We start from the raw sequence: 18,607 nt of genomic DNA, 5'->3' as shown, positions 1-18,607 counted from the left end.
TGGGCCTTCGGCCTTGGCGTTGTGGGCGCTATATACTTCCTAGTCATCGTATTCCAAGTTCCCTTGGTGCATCACATCCCCCAGATTGTGTTTGGCTCCACCAGATGACGAACACTCTTATCTCGCGGCAAATCTGGCGCTTCCTGAAGACGCTATTGAATTGACTCCAGGTTTCTACGTGGTGGCGGACACTCAGAATAGCTATATACGCCGTGTCGAGAACAATACCGTATCTGTCCTCGCCGGAAACGGTGCAGATGTACCAAGTGAGAAGTTGCTGGAACTCCCGACCCCCCAAAAAGCTTTTCCAGTTCTCGCACTAGCGCCTTACCGGAACGGATTCCTTTCCTTTTCTTCGCGCGGCGCCGGCGTTAACTTTCACTACCAAAATGAAGTAAAATTCATCGGAAACAGCTACATGCTCGGAGGCGAGAAGGTAGGCCTGAATTTCGTAAAATTCGCGCAGCGGCGCGGTGATGACGTAATAGCGCTCGACGGTACAGACGCAAGGAATGTCTTCGTTCGTGTCTCCGAAGATGGTATCGAACCCATGCTGCTCCGTCCGGATATTGCTGTTCTCGATATCATGGGCTTTGACTTCTGCGGCGATGATCTAATAGTCGCATACTCTCGCCCGGCCGGCGATGTAGCTTTCGAGAAGATTAATGCAGCAGGTCGACAGCTACTATTCACTGATCGACCATATTCCAACGCTATATTTTGCTTCGGAACAGATGACTTCGCCTATGGTGCGCGATGGGAATTAAAACGCTATACGGCAGAAGGCGTGAAAGTAGTAGCGGGGGATTTTGTTCACATTGCGTCGATCCGCACGACTTTGGATGGCCTCGGGTTATTGATAACAGACTCTGACCAAGAGACAGTGTCCCGCCTAACGCTGAGCGGCGAAAGAACGACGATCGTCGCCACGACCGGGCAGATCCTTTCCGACACCATAATTAAGATGCAGAACGTTGGCAAAAGCGTCCTAGCCATAACTCCCGACGGTACAATGGTCGAACTTAAGCCCGACGAAGGCTCCATCGAACTGATATTCGACTCCAGCGGGGGCGGTAAATGGGGCCACTATCTCAACGGCCATAGCTTTACAACGTTGAGGGCATTCGCCTTTGACGATGTAGGATCTAGGTTATTTCTAGGTTCCAACCATGGCATCTTCCTGTTAAACCTGGCGACTGAAGAATTCGACTTGTATGCCGGCTCTGAAGACGAGTATGGCGACTTGGACGGGACGGCGGTCGATGCGAGGTTTGCTGTAATTAGAGATTTGAAGTTTCATGCCGGTATGTTGTATGTTGCAGACGCATGGAATGACAAGGTTCGCGTCATCGATACAAATACTAAGCTGGTGTCGACCCATGTTGGGTCCGGCCGTAATGAATTAAACTATCGAAACTCTATGTGTGCGCCAAATAGGTCTTACAACCTCAATAGACCTGTCGCATTGGAAATATTCGCGAAGAAGTTAATTATTGTCAACGGCTACAGCCATGACCTAATCGCGAGCCCTCTCAAAGGAGATGGAGAAACCTGCCTCTTCGCGGGCATACCGGATCCCCAGGAGGGCCAGTACGGCGGTGGCTACGTGGACGGCCGTCGTGGAAAGTCGCGATTCAGCGGTCCCGCCCACTTATTTGCAACGGACCGTGGGCTAATCGTTGCTGATATGTGGAACAACGCGTTGCGGCTGGTATCTGACAAAGGACATGTGTCGACAGTTTTCTCCCATCCCGATATAGGGCGCATGATGACATCAGCGGTAGTGAATGGGAGCAAAATCTACTTCGCGTCGGCTGATGCGACCGTAAAGGCCATCCCGTTTCCATGAGCCGACTACGCATTTAAAGATCACTCACCCAATATTTCGAAGCGCCTAATCAATCCTGATATGCCAAAGATTGTATCTTCGGTTTGCTGAGAGGATGTGGCGCAACTCACGCCTAAATGCTTCGCGAAGTCGGTGGCTGCCTTTCCTCTGTCGGGCTCTGCGCCGGTGTTGTCCAGTGAGCTAGCGGGCCGCTCCAATCGCTCGCTACTATAACTGTATAGCCTACGCTACGAGAATCCAGTGGCCCGCTACCGCGATATTTTGCAAGAGCACCAATGCCAGACTATTCAATGAAGCTTGAGTCCTTAAAAACTATCCCAACAACCCACGTATTGGCTATATCGCTAGCCTATATGTTGTGCCACCTTCCGATGCTTTTTCTTGGGGACCAAGTGAGTTGGGACGACTGGATTATTTATCGGGAAACTCCACAAAATCTTGCGGTTTTAGCTCAGAAAATTGGGGCGCCATGGTTGACTGAATATTTTGAACTGATGAGCTATTCGAGGCCTGAGATAGTAAGGTTGGCGCAATTCTTGATCTTCCTCTGGTGTTCAATATTTATCTACGGAACGTCTTCCAACATTGGTAGTGGTAAGCAGCATGCATTCATGGTCGCTATTGTATTTGCGGTCGCACCACTAAATAGTTCTAGATTTCTATTAATCACTTTCTTTTACTCGATTTCTACGTTATTTTTCTTTTTGTTTTTTTATCGGGCATCAATTCGATTGTCGAAAATCACCGGCCTCGGTCATTTAGTCAATACTTTTATCCTTATAATTGCATTCCAGACAAAATCATATCTGGTTCTGTTCTACGCTTACTTCGCATACGTAGTGTTTATAGGATATTCGAGCACGGAAAACTCCAAGGGTAGAGAGTTTCTTTTAAAATACAAGTATTATCTTTTCCTTCCCATCCTATACTACATTCTATTGCAGGTTTTCTCATTGCCTGCCAAGGAATATGCTGATTATTATGAAGTAAAAATCTCTCCTACGTTATGGCTGCAACGGTTTCTAGATAGTTTGGTGGGGTTGCTTAGAGCTGTTTATCAGCGAGATCCTCAAGCGGTAGTTGTCACGCTGATAGTTTGCATTTCATTGATTGTCTTCACGCTCCATAGCCTATCTTCTGTGATTTCGGTAAATCTACATAGACGGAAACTTATGCAGCCTATGACAGCTGGCCAGCCGGCTGTCCGTCCGTGCGTGGGGCCTGTAGTCGGCATAGCTCTTATCGCTGCAGGGCTTTTTCCGTATCTGGCAATTGGCGTCATACCGGAGTTTGGTCACTATAGTTCACGGCACCAGCTGGGCTTGATGCTTGGGTTTTCTGTTCTAACTGCTGGACTACTTTCCTCAGCCATATCGCCTCTCCGGAGATACATAATAGTCATAATCGTGCTTAGTTCGATCCTTTCGTGGTGGACGCATTATTTCGACGCACATGTCATGTATAGCAAGCAACGATCAATTATCGCGCAAATCCGGTCTTTAGAGCCCTTACAGTTTACGGACGTGATTGTGCATGACGATACGGAACATCTGAATCTTTGGGAGACGCCTTTTAACACCAATGAGTGGCATGGTATGTTCGCCGCTGCGACGGGCCTTAGGAACTTGTGTATCAAGCGCTTCGGACCTTCCGCTTGGGAAGATGATAATTACATACTAAGAAATCAGCCAGAGATTTTCGCAGATTGTGACGGTAGCGTGTACGCCAAGATGGACCAATACAAGCCACGCGGTAATCTCGGGCGCATTTACATCACAAGCGAACATGAGCGGGAGAGTTATCGTCCCAAGCTACAAGCGTTTCTTATTGATCTCCTAACGTCCTCCCGAGTACCACTGTCGTTAGAGCTTCGTAAGAGGGTAATTATCGCAGATGCGCCTATGGATCGGCCGCACTAGTAAGCATCACAGCCGGATCGCGCGCATAGTGGGCAATCCTCCCGAAAAAGGAGCGGTCTTAAAGGTAGAATTTTCTAACAGCAGTATTTAGGGAATTTTGCATGAAGACCTCACGCTTTACCGACAGCCAAATCATTGCCATCCTGAAGCAAGCCGAAGCGGGTACGCCCGTGCCAGAGCTTTGTCGTGAGCATGGCATGAGTAGCGCCTCGTTCTATAAATGGCGCGCCAAGTACGGCGGCATGGATGCCGGTCTGATGTCACGTATGAAAGAACTCGAAGCGGAGAATGCCCGCTTAAAGAAGATGTATGCAGAGGAACGGCTGAAGGCAGAAATCCTGAAGGAAGCCATTGAAAAAAAGTGGTGAAGCCATCTCACCGTCGTGAGATGGCGCAACGAGCCGTCCAGCAATATGCAGCCAGTATTCGCCTGACCTGCGATGCGTTTAGCATCAGCGAGAAATGCTATCGCTATCAGGCCAAGTGTAAGCGTCCGCTCAGCACCGTCTTGCGCTACAGCTGGATTTCCCTCAGGCGCTGATTTACCTCGTGCAGATCGAAGGCTGCTGGGTCGAATTGACCGCCGCACCACTGCCTCATATATGCATACTCGGGGTGTGAGGGGTTCGCCATGACCTCAAGGAAGTCTTCATAGCCGGGTATGCCGCCCACATCCTCGGGCGGACAAGCGTTAGCGCCATCCAAGCACCATGGTGAGTCCAGAGGACCTTCGAACTGGGTTCGCTCTACCAGCGTAACGCGATGCCACCAGGCATCGCCATAATCGTAGAGATAGTCGAAGGTACGCGCACCTCCCAATGCTTTTTCCAGGCGTACCCGTTGCTCGTTTTTTAGATCGTGCTCGGGGTAGTCAGGGTCGGGCTCACCGTAGTGCGTGCCGTTGATGATGAACTCATGCAAATGCCCACCTTGCCACCCCATTGCCCAGAGTAAGGTCACGTGCAACTTACGCAAGGTAATGTTGGCCGGCACCAGAATCGTTCGGTAGATCAGCGGAGCGCTGTCACGCAGTTCAATGCGTAAGACTAGAGCCTCACCGCCTAAGACTGTGAGCTTGTCAGAGGTTACGCGGCGCAAGCCAGAGCGGTGCAGTGTGAGTTTAGATTCCATGGCAACAATTCGTCGATTCGATTCACGGGATGCTCGGCGATACGGGCCAGCACCTCACGCAAGTAAGCCATGGGTTCAATGCCGTTCAGAGCCGCGCTACCAAGCAGGCTATAAATAGACGCAGCGCTGTGGCCGCCTGCATCGGATCCGGCAAATAGATAATTCTTACGTCCAAGGGCGACCACGCGCAGTGCCCGCTCAGCTGCGTTATTATCGATGTCGATGCGGCCATCGTCTACATAACGCGTCAAGGCAGCCCAGCGAGTGAGCGCATAGCGGATAGCCCCGGCTAAGTCGGACTTGCGTGAGACGGATCGTAAGGTGTTATGCAGCCAGTCGTGCAGTGCGTCCAGTCGGGGGCCCGCACGTGCCTGACGCGCCTGGCGTCGCACCTCGGGTAATCCGCCCCGCACTTGTGCTTCGATCGCATAAAGTTCAGCAATGCGTCCGAGAACATGCAAGGCCTCGGGGCTGCTTTGTTGCTCGGCAATATCGTAGAACTTGCGTCGAACATGGGCCCAGCAAGCCGCTTCTTTGACCCGGCCACTGTCGTACAGGGCATTGAACCCGGCATACCCATCGGCCTGAACGATGCCCTGGAAGTCTTTAAGGTGACGCTGGGGATGTTCACCTTTGCGATCCGGTGAGTATCCGAACCACACTGCCGCCGGTTGCTCGCTAGCTGCGGCTCGGTCATCGCGCACATACGTCCACAAACGCCCGGTGCGGGTCTTGCCACGGCCTGGCGCCAACACAGGCACCGGGGTGTCGTCGGCATGCACCTTGTTGCCACCCATGACATAGCGATGCAGCGCCTGCACCAATGGGCGCAGCAATTGACTGCTGCCAGCCACCCAATCGGCCAAGGTCGAGCGCGACAGCGTTACACCGTGCCGGGCATAGATCGCGCTTTGGCGATACAGCGGTTGATGGTCGCAGTACTTGACTACGAGCACCTGAGCCAGCAAGCCCGGGCCCGCCAAGCCGCGAGCAATCGGCCGAGACGGTGCACCCGCTTGCACAATGGTGTCGCAACGCCCGCACGCTAGCTTAGGCCGCACGGTGCGAACGACCTTAAAGCTGGCGGGAATGAATTCGAGGGTTTCGCTGACATCTTCACCCAGGAACTTGAGCGCACCGCCGCATGCCGGGCAGTCGCATGAATCATTCGCAGCAAGCACATGCTCTTCGCGAGGTAAAAACTCGGGCAAGCTATGACGCTGAGAAGGGCGAGTCTGCTTCTTGGGTGTGGGCTTATGGAGATCGACGACATGGGCTGGAGATTCTGCTACGGTCACGTCATCGAGCGACAACGGCAACTGAGCCAATAGATCGCCAGCCCGTTCACTACTACGCCCGAAGCGTTCACGTCGAGCTTTGGCCAACTGCAAGCGCAAGTAGTCGTTCTCTTGCTTCAACGCCTTGATCACCGCCAACAAGGCAGTGGTGTCAGTAGCGGTGTTAGTGGCGTTTTGCATGGCGGCTATTTTATCAAACAACGGCCACCAGAAGTATGCTTTACAAGCTTAGAGCCCAATAAATATGCGGGTTTGCGAGCTTATGGAGGCGTCAAACGCGGGCCGGGCGATGGGTGCGTTGGGGCCTGCGCCAATCAATGCCTTCAAGCAGCATCGACAACTGTGCCGGCGTTAAACACACCGAGCCTGATTCGGCTTGAGGCCAGACGAAATGGCCTTGCTCCAGGCGCTTGGCCAGCAGGCACATGCCATCGCCGCTCCACCAGAGCACCTTGATGCGATCCCCTTTGCGGCCACGGAACACAAACACGTGACCACTGAAGGGATACTCTGCAAGCTTGGACTGCACAATGGCCGCCAGGCCATCGAAGCCTCGGCGCATGTCCGTGACACCGGCCGCCAGCCAGACGCGAGTTCCCGCCGGTAAGCCAATCATTCTCGTAGCGCCTGAACGAGGCAACGTAACGTAGGCAGATCGGCCGCCCCATGGACCACCACGCGTGCGTCGGGGAAGATCAGCTCAATGTGCCCTGAGCTGACGCCGCGATCTTGGCCGTCAATTATCTTGGCCGGTTGAGGCTTCGCTTGCGCCGACACGGCTTTAATCTGCACTGGCAGCAAGACCGGACCTTCGGTGATGGGCCCAAAGTCGCCGCGCCGAGATTGCCAGCGCCAGTTATGCAGTTGGTTGGCATTGAGCCCATGGGCCATGGCAACACCGGCAATGGATGCACCGCTGGCCATCGATTCCTGCACGACGTGCCGCTTGAAATCGACTGTGTACCGACGCCGATAGCTACTCGGCACAGATGCAAGAGAAGGAGAGAATTCGCTCATTAAAATAAATGTCCATTTACCCAAATTAATGGACACTTATTTTGATGAGACTCCAACGAGAGCGCTAGACGGTACTGGGCGTACGCTTACGCTTCAAACGCAAAACGTCTTTTATCTTACGCATAGTGATCCTTGATACCGGCACGCTGTCTCCAAGCAAAAGCTGGCAGCGTACCCGGTTGGTTGCTATATGCGTAACATCACTCGGGCGCGGTACGACGTCATTCCGGTATCGTGACCACGGATTCCGGCATCGTGACCGCCGATTCCGGTGGCCCCCGAAATCGGTCACGATAGACCGGAATGGCTGGTCACGATGGACCAGAACGACCGGTCACGATAGACCGGAATCACTGGTCACGTCAGGCCGGAATACCCACTCAAGCAATCAACGATGATGGCAAACAGGTCAGACCGTGGTTGGCAAAGCCCGGAATCCCCCCAGCGCAGTAAGCGCGTAAAAACGATTGGGGCACCAACCAGCACATTCCATCAGGGACAAAGGCTTAGGCTTTAGCGAAAGTCCGAATGTACGGGTGCAATCTTTACCTTAAACCATTACGAATTGAGAGCTTGGCAAACTGGGAGCGTCCATGTAAGGGAGGATTACCGGGCATGGGCGCCATCGACAGCATGACGCGCTCGGACCTGCTGGAGATCATTGATGACCGGGCCGGCAACAAAGCGACGATCATTACCAGCCAACTACCGGTCGAACACTGGCATGCGTGGATCGGAGACGCCACCATTGCCGACGCCATTCTGGACCGCATCATGCAGTGCAATCACCGACTCACACTGACCGGCGATTCTCTACGAGCTGAACCGCCTAAATTAAGCAAAAAGGAGAAAACCAGCGACCTATCGTGACCGCAACCTATACAATCTGAACGCGTAACATCATCGAATGCGCAGCGGTCACGATAGACCGGAATCGGCGGTCATCTTCACCGGAATACGCAGTTCAATATAGGCATTTTGCTGAGCTTGGCGGTTATAGTCATTAATGGCGTTGAACGATCGGATGCTGCGGCCATCGCCTAACTGGTCGTGCATAAAATCCATGGGCCATATTTCATTGATGGACTAGCACGGTTACAGGTTTTGGCTGCGCGGACCAGACGTTAACGCGGCTTGATGCGCATGTTCAGCTCCAGCTCTCGGTAGATACGGTATATGCGCTTGTGGTTCCGTTTCAAGCCTCTGATGCTACGGAGGTACAAATAACAGAGGCCAAAGCCTTAGTTCCGTTAGTTGTGGGTCAGCCGAAGCAGCCAGTCTGCAATCTGCTGATTGACGGCTCGTTGTGCTATCTCACTACGGTGAGATGGCGTCACCACTTTTTCCAATGGCCTCCATTAGGATTTGGGCCTTCAGTCGCTCTCCCGTATACATCTTCGCTAGGCGGGCATTCTCCGTTTCCCGTTCCTTCATACGCGACATCAAACCGACATCCCTGTCGCCGTACTTGGCGTGCCATTTTTAATATGTGGCGCTACTCTGGCCATACTCGCGACAAATCTCTGGCACGGGGTACCCGCTTCCGCTCGCTTCAAGATGAGGTTGATTTAGCTTTCCGTAAAGCGCGAGGTTTTCATGCAAAACTCGCTAAAATACTGCTTCTAGAGAATTCTACCTTCAAGGCCGCTCGTTTCTATGGATGATTACCATTCACTGTAGTAATGCTTCTGTGTCGATGTCTATTGACTGTACGCCTAATACAAATTGCGGGAACATAGAATTGCAGGAGTTCACGCACATCTCTTCCTTATGTTGTGTGATGTCGACCAAGAGTGTGCTGACATTTCCGTTTCGTGCAAACCCGGCGGCTTTGTAGTGCGCCGAAAAAAAATCATCATACTCACCGCTTTGATATGCGATTAAGTAAGATGGCTCCATTACAAATCGACCCTGATTGCCATAGGCTTGTTCAAAAATACCGTTCCATTCATAAAAGGCATAGGTGCGATTTCTGGCATTCAAATACTTAGTCCTGTCGTTGATTATAACTAACGTCGCTTTCGCTATCTTCGGATTTCGAGCTAAGGCGGCGACTAGTGCCTTCTGTTTGTTCCAGTCAATAAAGTATGAAATATACGTCGTTATATTGTAGCTCAACGCACTGCCTATAATAACTGAAAACGCCAAACGCCTCATTCCGCTATTTTTCGAAAAGAACACAGCGGCTATTGTCAGGGCAACACCTAATGGCAGCAGCAGCTGGTGGCGCGACCCCCACTCTTTAAATACTGGAACATGTCCCACAATAAGGTATGGAAAGCTCCCGAGTATGATAGCTAAATTTCCAATCAAAAAGGCCGAGATTCTGACAGTACCCCTTGTATGGGGCATATTGCGAGGAGGCTTTGTTATCAAGAAAGTAAATACAATTAAGGTGATACATGTTGGCCAATGGATCTCGAGCATAAACTCTTTCAGGTCTGCGAGAATCCATAATATCTTGAAATATAGGTCGTCTAAATTATAGCTTTGGTTATAGCCTTCGTAGAGTCCATAAGGCTTAAAGAAATTAGTCTTAATGGTAAAATAGACTAGCGGACAAAGGATGAAGGCTACATTATTTCTTGCGAATCGCATGATTAGCCTCCAGTTCTGGAGATACCCATTACGATAGGCTAGATCGAGCATTGGGAGAGCATAAAAAAGCAGTAGCGAGTTTGTGTTGAAACTGAAGAAAAAAAGCATTAGTGCTGGATATCTTCGAGTATCAATCCACTTCCAAGCAAGGAAAAACGCAAAGTAGCATAGCGCATAAGGTAAAGTTATTAAGGCGACGCGCGCGGAGTTTAGTGGTAAAACAAGAAATAAAACTACAACGTAAAATATGAACTCACTATTGAGACTGGCGTTTCTCACCAATATCGCGTGTAGTAAGAGGCCCGATATAAGCATTACAAATAATGTAAGAACTCGATAGGCCTCAGGTCCAATATATAACATGCCCAGGTGTAAATAGCCGGCCCAGTTGAACATTACTCCAGCTTGGTTGAAGGTGTCTAAAAGTACTGCAGGTTCGCTTCTATACAGTACCCAATCATCCCAGTAAATCGAAGGCAACAGTGCTAAGATTCCTCCATGTGCTAGGAGATAGAACAGGCCGTATAAGGCAATCTGTCTTATGGGAAAAATCGTTCTGGTCGTTGGAGAAGGGCTGTTTGCCATTTTATAGGTTGGTCATTCTCTAGCATTGGGTGGTGCGCACGATGAGGAATATTAGACTAACAGCGCTACCACTATATTCGAAATTAGGTGTGTAAGGCTTAGGGGAACATTTGGTCGCTCAATATTGCAGAGTACTAAGGCTGACCGCCCGAGGGCGGCCACCTTTTCAAAAGGCTGGGAGTGACGAAGCGATGGTCCGCGTAGACTGTCGCATTCGGCCTTCCCAGATACCCAAATGGGAAAAGGTAGTATGGATTTAGTGTGGTTTACTGATTTAAGTTAGATCTCTGCGGTGTTAATTCCGTGATTATTATCCGCATATTGGGCGTAAGATTTTGGCCATCGGGCACAACTCAAGTGCGTTGCCAATGAAACCCTAGAGCCGGCTACCTTCGACGGTGGTTTCCCCGGAATAGTCTCGAGCGCCAGAGTGCGCTTATGCTTAGGTGTCTTTCGTGGGACTTCACCCGCGTCTTCGTGCTCTTGGCAAATTTTTAAGCTATCGGCCAATTCAATGAGTCGACGCTCGCAAAGCTCCAGTCGGCGCAAGACCGCCTATTCAAATTGCCCTGAGTCGCAGCTGCTAGGTGAGGAGGCGAAGTCAAGCAATTCTACATAACCCGAGCTTGTCGCCAGTTGCTTCTGCCCAAGACCTTCGCTAATTGACCAACGACATAGTCCTGCTCAGCGTGGCTCAATCCGACCCATAACGGCAAGCGAATAATGCGCTCTGCTTGCATATCCGTGATTTCCATACCCCCAGCAATGCGGCCGTAGCGCAGCCCTCCAGGCGACGAATGAAGCGGCACATAATGAAAAACTGAGTAGACTCCGTTCTCTTTAAGCTGGTGCAGGACGGATTGACGATCAAAATCCGATGACAGCAGAACGTAGTACATATGTGCATTATGTTCGCAGTCGCTCGGGACGATGGGTCGGCGGATGACCCCTTGCCGTTCGAGAGTGGCCAGGGAGGCATGATAGTACTCCCAGGAGGCCACGCGACGTTGCGTAATGTTGGCAGCTTGTTCAATCTGTGCCCATAGAAAGGCAGCGATGATCTCCCCGGGCAAGAAAGAGGAGCCCACTTCTTGCCAAGTATACTTATCCACCTCACCTCGGAAAAAGCGGCTGCGATCTGTTCCCTTTTCTCGAATTATTTCCGCCCTTACCGCAAGGCCGGGTTCATTAACGAGCAAGGCTCCACCCTCACCAGAGATTATGTTCTTAGTCTCATGGAAGCTGTATGCGCCTAGATCCCCCAGACTCCCTAGAACCTTCCCTTTATATTTGGCCATCACCCCTTGAGCGGCATCCTCCACAACACTCAGTTTGTGCTTAGCGGCTATCCTCATAATCGAATCCATCTCGCATGCGACACCGGCATAGTGAACGGGTACGATAGCCTTGGTTCTGGAAGTAATGGCCGCTTCCAGAAGCGATTCATCAAGATTTAACGTATCTTCCCGAATATCCACGAATACGGGTACACCACCTCTAAGGACGAAAGCATTAGCCGTCGAGACGAATGTAAACGATGGCATGATGATTTCATCGCCCGGCTGAATGTTTAGAAGTAAAGCTGCAATTTCCAATGCTGCTGTGCAGGAATGAGTAAGTAACGCCTTGGTGCTACCTGTGTGTTTTTCGAGCCAGCCGTGGCATCGTTTAGTGAAAGGGCCATCGCCGGCTAGCATATTTCCGTGCTGAGCCTCGGCAATAAACCCGAACTCGTCGCCTGTTAAATAAGGGCGATTGAAGGGGATACTCTTCGGGTTCACTTTACTCCTCCAAGCCTTCGGCTCTCGGCCGCTACATTTTTCAGGTAGGTACGATATTCGCAATCCGGCATATTCTGGAGTAAGGCTTCAAACTGCTCAATTCCTATAAAACCGCGCACCAATGCCGCCTCCTCTGGGCACCCGATCTTTATACCCTGTCGACGTTCAATAGCCTCCACGTACGCAGATGCTTCTTGCAGCGCCGTGCTCGTACCGGCGTCCAACCAAGCGAAGCCTCGGCTCAACCGGTGCACCCGGAGTTGATTGCGCCGTAGATACTCGAGGTTAACGTCGGTAATTTCGAGCTCCCCGCGAGGCGACGGTCGAAGAGCGCGGGCTATCTCCACAACTTGGTTATCGTAAATATAGATACCGGGCACAGCAAATCCGCTTCTTGGACGGGCTGGCTTTTCCTCCAGTGTCAAGGCCAAACCGTTTTGATCGAACTCAACCACCCCGTAGCGTTCTGGGTCACTCACGTGATACGCAAAAATTGCCGCGCCCTCTTGTAGTTGAGAAAGTGCTCGCGGGAAGTCATCACTTCCGGAGAAAATATTGTCTCCTAGCATCAATACAACACGGTCTTTCCCAATGAAGTCTTCAGCGATCAGAAAGGCTTGAGCGATTCCACCAGGATGCGGCTGCTCGCGGTAGTCAAAACTGACGCCCCATCTTGCGCCATTGCCAAGTAATTGACGGAATCTCGGTAGATCCTGCGGAGTCGAAATAAGACAAATCTCTTGGATTCCGGCGGCAAGGAGGACCGTGATCGGATAGTAGATCATTGGTTTATCAAAGACCGCCTGCAGCTGTTTGCTAGAAACTTGGGTCAGCGGGTACAAGCGCGAACCGTTCCCTCCTGCCAGTACGATTGCTTTCATGTGCGTAAATGGAAACTAGTTGAAGTCGGGCTTACCGCGCGACGGAGACCAGCAAAGGTCGCACGGCCAGCGCGCCAATTGAGTTTGGGAATTGAACGTTTAGAGGCATGGGTATTCATGGAGCTCTGGTGGCCTCTATGAAACAGTGCGTGTACGGCACCCAGCGCCTATGGCGCACCGCTATTTCGTAGATGCTGAACGAGGGTCGGATTAAGGCTTCGTATCCTTGTTTAGTGCGCACGTTCTGTCCTCGATCACGTCGAATTAAGTAATGTGCCAGTGGGCTTTGGCCGACTTCAAAGCATGGATCGAACGTCAGCAAACGCCCTCCTGGCCGTAGCGCTTTGCAAGCCATTGCGATCAGGCTTCGCGCTGTGTCATCATCAAGATGGTGGATGAGGCCCATCGCCAATACAACGTCGAAGGAAGGCTTGTCTTCAAAATCGGACGTTCGGAGCTCTTTGCAAAAGAAATTCCCCTTGGGGCCGAAGGTTGTCTTTGCATGTGCGATGTACGCTTCGCTCGTGTCGAACCCCCAATATTCGACTCCGTCCATATGGTTCAAGACGTCAGCGGGTCCACAGCCAATATCCAGAATCTTCATGCCGCTATACGGCCTGATATGATTTTGTATAAATTCTTTCCTGAACGCTTCAGCGCCCAGTAGGTTCTGAAAGGCAGAATACACTCGGGGATTGGAAAGAGCTGCCCGGAGGCCGTGCGTAATTTGTCCCATTTAGCGACTCCCGTCTTTCTTAATAGTGCAATCAATGATAGGTTGAACTGCAGCAGGTACTAGCATGAGAGAATGGTGAAGGCGTAGCCGTACAACTAATCTAATCAGCATTCGCATCCAAGCAGAACGGCGTGCGGCAAAAGCTTTATCATCATTTACCCGTTCAAGCGTTTGAGTCAGAAAGCCACGATTGAATGTGGCGCGCAACGTTTTGCTACGCCGAGTGCATTTCTTGATCTGCAAGACGTTAATCCAGTTCAGAGAGCGCCAAGTTCCCGAGGGATCAGTCAGGTGGGAGGCGTTGAAAATATAGCCGTTTAGCAATCTCTCGGTTAGCGACTTAGAAAACAACGTCGGCATATTAAAGTGCGGTTCGTAGGGAAATAGATAATTTGGACAAGTAAAGCGGTACTTGCCTCCCAGCCTAAGGCTGCGGCCTATATTCTCGATAGAAGATTCGACGCTATCAACATGCTCCATTACATTCACTGAAAAAGCAAATGAAAATTCCTCTGACATTACGAGGGCTTCTGCGGGGAGTTCGATGATATTCGGGCGGCAATCCAGTTGATCCGCGCAGTATAAGGCCAAGCTACGCAAACAAGAGAAATGAGAAAAGCCCGCCCCAGTAGGCTCAAGCGCTGTGATGTTAAAGCCCTCTCTCGCCAACTGGCAACTAAGAAGCATTGCACCGGCGCCAACTTCCAGCACGTTGTCGCCTGGGTCGAGCAGCTGTAGTTCTTCGTCAATATACCTACGCCCGAAGCGCGCTTCGTCGGCATAAATATTATATATGGGCAACAAAGCGGGAGCCTGTTCCTGAACTTGAAGATAGACCAGATCTAGCCACTCATTCATATGGGCGATAGTGCGGGCGTCCGGCTCTAGCATTAGGGGCGAATTCCAAGCGCAACGCCTACTAGAATCAAAAATGCCGCAATGATCTTCGTCACCGTGAGCACCTCCCCAAGAAATAGCCAGCCCCCAGCCAGCACCATCAAGAAAGTTACACCGATATAGACCGGGAATGCGGTGGTAAGAGGCAGCTTGGTTACTACGAAAAGCCATGCAAACGAGGCGATGAGAGCGGCGCAATAGGCAGATATAATCCAAGGGTCTGAAATGAATGAGAGCAACCGATTAGCGCTGCCTCCTTGTGTCATCGTGAGGCTGTTTTGCTGGCTCTGAAGCTTCACGATCAATTGACTATACGCAATTAAAAATGCTACCGGAAGGATGAGTAGATAAGATCGCATAAATTCATTCAGGAATACTGTGCTCGTCCGGAGCATTACGGTGCGTTTTCAAGTCGGAAAGGCTAAAGTTCGATTTGCAATCTATCGATTCGTCCTCCAATACGTGCGCCGATCGCAAGATTCTCATAGAAATACGCTGAGAACCCCGCCGCTGCCATCAACTTCTGCATCTTGGCGTAGTCATACTCAACGCGGTAGAGGGAAAAGATGCCATCACATAGTACGGCAAAGGAGGCTCGCGGGTCGCCGTCGCGGGGTTGGCCAACTGAACCCGGATTGCAATACACCTGACGACCATTGGACCAGATGCATGGAACATGCGTATGCCCTGACGCGAAATGAGTCCCCGAGAGAAGTCCAAAGTACTCCGAGGACGGCCTGATATATTCGTCTAGAGGGTCGTTCCAGCCCCCATGGACTATATTGAGCTCCCCGACTTTTGCTTGAGGCCGCAAGGAGCTAAGCCACTGCTTGTTTTCTTCCGTGATTACTGTGCGCTGGTATTCGAGGCAGGCATTGGCACTACTGGATCGTGGGCAACCTTCATCGGTTGCGAGATACCAGTCATGGTTACCCATTAGCGAAAATATTCGGCGCGACCGCAATTCCTCACAGCATTCATTAACTTGGCAATAATACCCCCCTATATCTCCTAAGCAAATAATCCTAGTGACGCCCATTTCATCAAGTCGCGACAGTACTCGTGAAAGCGCAACATAATTGCCGTGAATATCAGATATGATTCCGATCATACACTATATAATCCTCGATATAACGAACGGCAAAGCCTTGCTTGATCGGAGGCTGAGAGGGCAACTGGCCGTTTAAGTAAAAGTCTACAGTCATCGCAGCTTCGTTGTAACCAAAAGCTGTTCGCAGCGAACTAGTTGAAGAAATCCTCGGATTGATCTCGAGAAGCTTCCAGCCCGATTGATCCTTGCGGAATTGAAGATTGGTGGGGCCGAGTGGTTTAAAGAGCGCACACAAGCGCATTACTGTCTCGTCAAGGCTGGCATGATGTCTGATCCACGCTTTAGCGGTGGAGCCATCATTAGCGAGCCGGCGTTGCATACTAATAGAAGCGCAGATATGCCCTTGTCCGTCACCAAACACGCCTACGGTAAATTCATTATCATCCGAGCCGACAATCGGTTGCGCAATTAAGTGCTCGCCCAACTGATGCTCGTAGGCACTAAAGTCATGCTCGTTATGCACCTGTACTATCCCTTTGGAGGCGTAACTTCTTCGCGGTTTAAGGAGGAACGGCAAGCCGAGCAATTCCGATAAAGTCGTAAAGGTGCCGCCGTAAAAACTAGGAATCCGCGCCGGCTCTGCGAATTCTAACAGCGCTCGGTCCAGATGCCATTTATCGCGCGACAGATCAATGAGCTCCTTGCGATTAATTGCTAACTTGCCCCTCCCTTCTGAGAAATAATCGCGGTTATCAGATAGCCTATGAACGTCCTGTTCGATTCCTGGAACTATTAGGTCTACTTGGTGCCTTCTCGTTGTATCCAGTAGCCATTCTAAATAGTTTGGACTTGAAGTCAACGGCGCTTGTTCAAAAAAATCACACCACGCCCTTCCCACCGCTTCAGGATAAATGTCGGTCCCGATTAGTATTATTTCGGGATCGGCCGCTCGAATCGAGCGTAGCAATCCATATCCCATGATTGCACCGACTCCAGTAATCAAGACTGTTGTCATAAGTTAACCGTCCGGGTGCGCCTGCAACGCGTTCTAGTATGTTTAGCTAAGACTGCTGCACTTGGTCCGCCCTTGCTAATATTCCGAAAAACGTCCGTGTGCAAACAAGCGTTCTGCAGCCTGGTTGGCGCGAGCACTTCGAGGCATTCGTAGGGGCTCTTCAGGCTATTACTCATATCAATCTTTGGAGAAATGATTGCGAACTAAGTATAGAGGTCGCCGCTTTACTTCCTGGAAAATTTTGGCCAGATATAAGCCCAGGATTCCAAGAAATAAAATAATAGTTCCACCGATAAACCAAAGAGAGAGCATAACTGCAGTGAAGCCCGACAGAATTAGATCTGGATAAATAGCCTTTTCTATTAAGAGAGCAGCCGCAAAAAGCAGAGAGCCCAACCAGACCGTAAGTCCTACAAAAAATATCAAGGTAAGAGGGGCTATGCTGAACGAAGCAAAGGAGTCAACTACCTGAACAAGCTTGCGGGATAGACTATATGATGACTTATACTCTTTAGGACGGGGGCTCTTCTTAAGAGGTATAGCGGTTTGCTTAAAGCCAGCCCAAGCAAATGCCCCAGCCAAGTAAAGCACTCTATCACCGATCTCTAACAGAGATTCCACATATTGCTTAGTCATTAATCTACATGTCATGGGACTATGTGGAATACTGACGCTCGACATCAAGTTCAGAGCGGACCAGAACAGCTCGCCAAAAAAATTGGAGTTCCGTGACGATACCCTTTCGGCTTGGACGCCGAATACGACGTCACTTTGTGTCTCAATCTGTGTTTTGTAGAATAGGGACAACCATTCAGGTTGCTCTTCTAGGTCGCAGTCTATTAAGAACACTTGATCGCCTTGACAGTGGGATAAACCCGCGATGATGGCCGCGTGATGACCAAAGTTCCTTGACAGTTCTATAACGTGAACTTTCGGATCGCTTGCCTGGATTTCGAGCGCAAGCGACAGAGCGTTATCAGGAGAGCCGTCAACTACAAAAATTAACTCGTATTCTTCGTTAGCTTTCTGAGAGGCCGTGCGACTGATTCGGTTATAAAATTCTTGGATGAACGGCTCGGAATTATACAAAGTGGTGATAATAGAAAGCTTCATGCCTTTGTGTACCTCATGTAGCTGGACGAGTCTCTTCCGCAGTTAAATAGCAGATCTAAGATTGATACTTCGTGAACGAAAGTTCCCCAAAGCTGCGGATACTCGGGATAGCGACCATAGTCGAACCATGTCAATCGTATGTTTCTACTGGAAAAAAGGCTCTCATCGATATATGCCTTAGCTGCTGGTCCGGATATATATTCGTTGCCGTCCGCTTGGGTGCATAAATCAACGAGGCGCTCGGTCTGGCCTTCAGACAGTTCATAGTCCCATGAGTTTCTTATTCGTGTCTTAATTTTCAAATACCAACAGATCGTCTCGATAAAATGTCGATTAAGTTGAGATAGGTGAGAATATCTTTGCTCAGTATATAGAGGCTTCAGCCAGGCTGAAACTTCCTTGAAGTGATGTGCTTTCGTATAGTTACGCTCGAGCGTACCCCAATGCTTCGTTAGCCATGATTGATCATCAATAGTGACATCCCGAATTCGGCGTTTTATGTTTTGACCCACTGGTATTGTTAGCCAAGTAGAGCCTTGAGACGTTTTTATCTTGTTTCTGTTACGCCAATCATTTTTTGTAAACTGGACGTCGTCATAGAGAATAAACTCATCTACCGCTGCAATGAGGTCGAAATAGCCCTTCCAGGGGATATAGTTAGACTGGAGTATCGCTATCTTTTTGTTTTTCATGTCACTGAGTCAGCTAGGATCGATTCCTCACTTAAAAGGATTTC

The 18,607-nt window shown here is 50.4% G+C and carries 16 protein-coding genes and 3 pseudogenes; 4 read left to right on the top strand and 15 right to left on the bottom strand.

Features of this window, described 5'->3' with window-relative positions:
• Positions 1–91: 91 nt before the first annotated feature.
• The 3 genes and pseudogenes from CKA81_RS13245 to CKA81_RS13235 form a co-directional block, all read left to right on the top strand.
• Complete coding sequence (locus tag CKA81_RS13245; RefSeq protein WP_128355698.1) at positions 92–1,849, top strand: NHL repeat-containing protein; 1,758 nt, start codon at positions 92–94, stop codon at positions 1,847–1,849.
• A 275-nt stretch (positions 1,850–2,124) separates the two neighbouring features.
• Positions 2,125–3,768: a hypothetical protein gene (locus CKA81_RS13240; protein ID WP_128355697.1), complete on the top strand. Its 1,644-nt coding sequence runs from the start codon at positions 2,125–2,127 to the stop codon at positions 3,766–3,768.
• Positions 3,769–3,869: 101 nt separating this feature from the next.
• Positions 3,870–4,252, top strand: a pseudogene (locus CKA81_RS13235) (transposase); the annotation flags it as partial.
• 29 nt (positions 4,253–4,281) lie between these two features.
• On the opposite strand, the gene CKA81_RS13230 reads toward CKA81_RS13235, so the two are convergent.
• From CKA81_RS13230 to tnpA, 4 genes are all read right to left on the bottom strand, one after another.
• Positions 4,282–4,899: a plasmid pRiA4b ORF-3 family protein gene (locus CKA81_RS13230; RefSeq protein WP_128355696.1), complete on the bottom strand. Its 618-nt coding sequence runs from the start codon at positions 4,897–4,899 to the stop codon at positions 4,282–4,284.
• The gene (gene tnpC, locus CKA81_RS13225) at positions 4,854–6,377 is read right to left on the bottom strand and encodes an IS66 family transposase (protein WP_128355695.1); all 1,524 of its coding nucleotides are present in this window, start codon (positions 6,375–6,377) and stop codon (positions 4,854–4,856) included. The genes CKA81_RS13230 and tnpC overlap by 46 nt, the downstream gene beginning before the upstream one ends.
• Before the next feature lie 91 nt (positions 6,378–6,468).
• Positions 6,469–6,813, bottom strand: a complete 345-nt coding sequence (tnpB, locus tag CKA81_RS13220) for an IS66 family insertion sequence element accessory protein TnpB (protein ID WP_128355694.1) — start codon at positions 6,811–6,813, stop codon at positions 6,469–6,471.
• Positions 6,810–7,214 carry an IS66-like element accessory protein TnpA gene (gene tnpA / locus CKA81_RS13215; protein WP_128355693.1) on the bottom strand — a complete coding sequence of 135 codons (405 nt, stop codon included), beginning with the start codon at positions 7,212–7,214 and terminating at the stop codon, positions 6,810–6,812. Before tnpA ends, tnpB begins: the two co-directional genes overlap by 4 nt.
• Before the next feature lie 612 nt (positions 7,215–7,826).
• Here tnpA and CKA81_RS13210 point away from each other — a divergent pair.
• Positions 7,827–8,084: pseudogene (locus CKA81_RS13210) on the top strand (ATP-binding protein); the annotation flags it as partial.
• Positions 8,085–8,198: 114 nt separating this feature from the next.
• Here the strand turns inward: CKA81_RS13210 and CKA81_RS17365 are convergent.
• From CKA81_RS17365 to CKA81_RS13160, 11 genes and pseudogenes are all read right to left on the bottom strand, one after another.
• A pseudogene (locus CKA81_RS17365) lies at positions 8,199–8,782 on the bottom strand (transposase); the annotation flags it as partial.
• 103 nt (positions 8,783–8,885) lie between these two features.
• Positions 8,886–9,812: a hypothetical protein gene (locus CKA81_RS13205; RefSeq protein ID WP_128355692.1), complete on the bottom strand. Its 927-nt coding sequence runs from the start codon at positions 9,810–9,812 to the stop codon at positions 8,886–8,888.
• Positions 9,813–11,008: 1,196 nt separating this feature from the next.
• Positions 11,009–12,178 (bottom strand): dTDP-4-amino-4,6-dideoxygalactose transaminase, encoded by a 1,170-nt coding sequence (gene rffA / locus CKA81_RS13200; protein ID WP_128355691.1) that lies wholly within the window; start codon positions 12,176–12,178, stop codon positions 11,009–11,011.
• Complete coding sequence (gene rfbA, locus CKA81_RS13195) at positions 12,175–13,059, bottom strand: glucose-1-phosphate thymidylyltransferase RfbA (protein WP_128355690.1); 885 nt, start codon at positions 13,057–13,059, stop codon at positions 12,175–12,177. The genes rffA and rfbA overlap by 4 nt, the downstream gene beginning before the upstream one ends.
• A 115-nt stretch (positions 13,060–13,174) precedes the next feature.
• Positions 13,175–13,795: a class I SAM-dependent methyltransferase gene (locus CKA81_RS13190; protein WP_128355689.1), complete on the bottom strand. Its 621-nt coding sequence runs from the start codon at positions 13,793–13,795 to the stop codon at positions 13,175–13,177.
• Positions 13,796–14,686, bottom strand: coding sequence for a class I SAM-dependent methyltransferase (locus CKA81_RS13185; protein WP_128355688.1), 891 nt, complete (start codon positions 14,684–14,686; stop codon positions 13,796–13,798).
• The gene (locus CKA81_RS13180) at positions 14,686–15,051 is read right to left on the bottom strand and encodes a DMT family transporter (protein WP_128355687.1); all 366 of its coding nucleotides are present in this window, start codon (positions 15,049–15,051) and stop codon (positions 14,686–14,688) included. Before CKA81_RS13180 ends, CKA81_RS13185 begins: the two co-directional genes overlap by 1 nt.
• Positions 15,052–15,113: 62 nt before the next feature.
• Entirely contained in the window at positions 15,114–15,803 is a 690-nt protein-coding gene (locus CKA81_RS17575) for a metallophosphoesterase family protein (protein ID WP_128355686.1), read from the bottom strand.
• A complete protein-coding gene (locus CKA81_RS13170; RefSeq protein WP_128355685.1) occupies positions 15,784–16,758 on the bottom strand; it encodes an ATP-grasp domain-containing protein in 975 nt (324 codons plus the stop codon). Before CKA81_RS13170 ends, CKA81_RS17575 begins: the two co-directional genes overlap by 20 nt.
• 177 nt (positions 16,759–16,935) lie before the next feature.
• Positions 16,936–17,871 (bottom strand): glycosyltransferase family 2 protein, encoded by a 936-nt coding sequence (locus tag CKA81_RS13165; RefSeq protein WP_128355684.1) that lies wholly within the window; start codon positions 17,869–17,871, stop codon positions 16,936–16,938.
• Positions 17,868–18,563 carry a WbqC family protein gene (locus CKA81_RS13160; protein ID WP_128355683.1) on the bottom strand — a complete coding sequence of 232 codons (696 nt, stop codon included), beginning with the start codon at positions 18,561–18,563 and terminating at the stop codon, positions 17,868–17,870. Before CKA81_RS13160 ends, CKA81_RS13165 begins: the two co-directional genes overlap by 4 nt.
• Positions 18,564–18,607 lie beyond the last annotated feature (44 nt).

It is taken from the genome of Pollutimonas thiosulfatoxidans (assembly GCF_004022565.1).
In the GTDB taxonomy this organism is placed as follows: Bacteria; Pseudomonadota; Gammaproteobacteria; order Burkholderiales; family Burkholderiaceae_B; genus Pusillimonas_D; species Pusillimonas_D thiosulfatoxidans.
The sequence above is the reverse complement of the archived record's forward strand: the minus strand, read 5'-3'. Positions and strand labels throughout refer to the sequence as shown.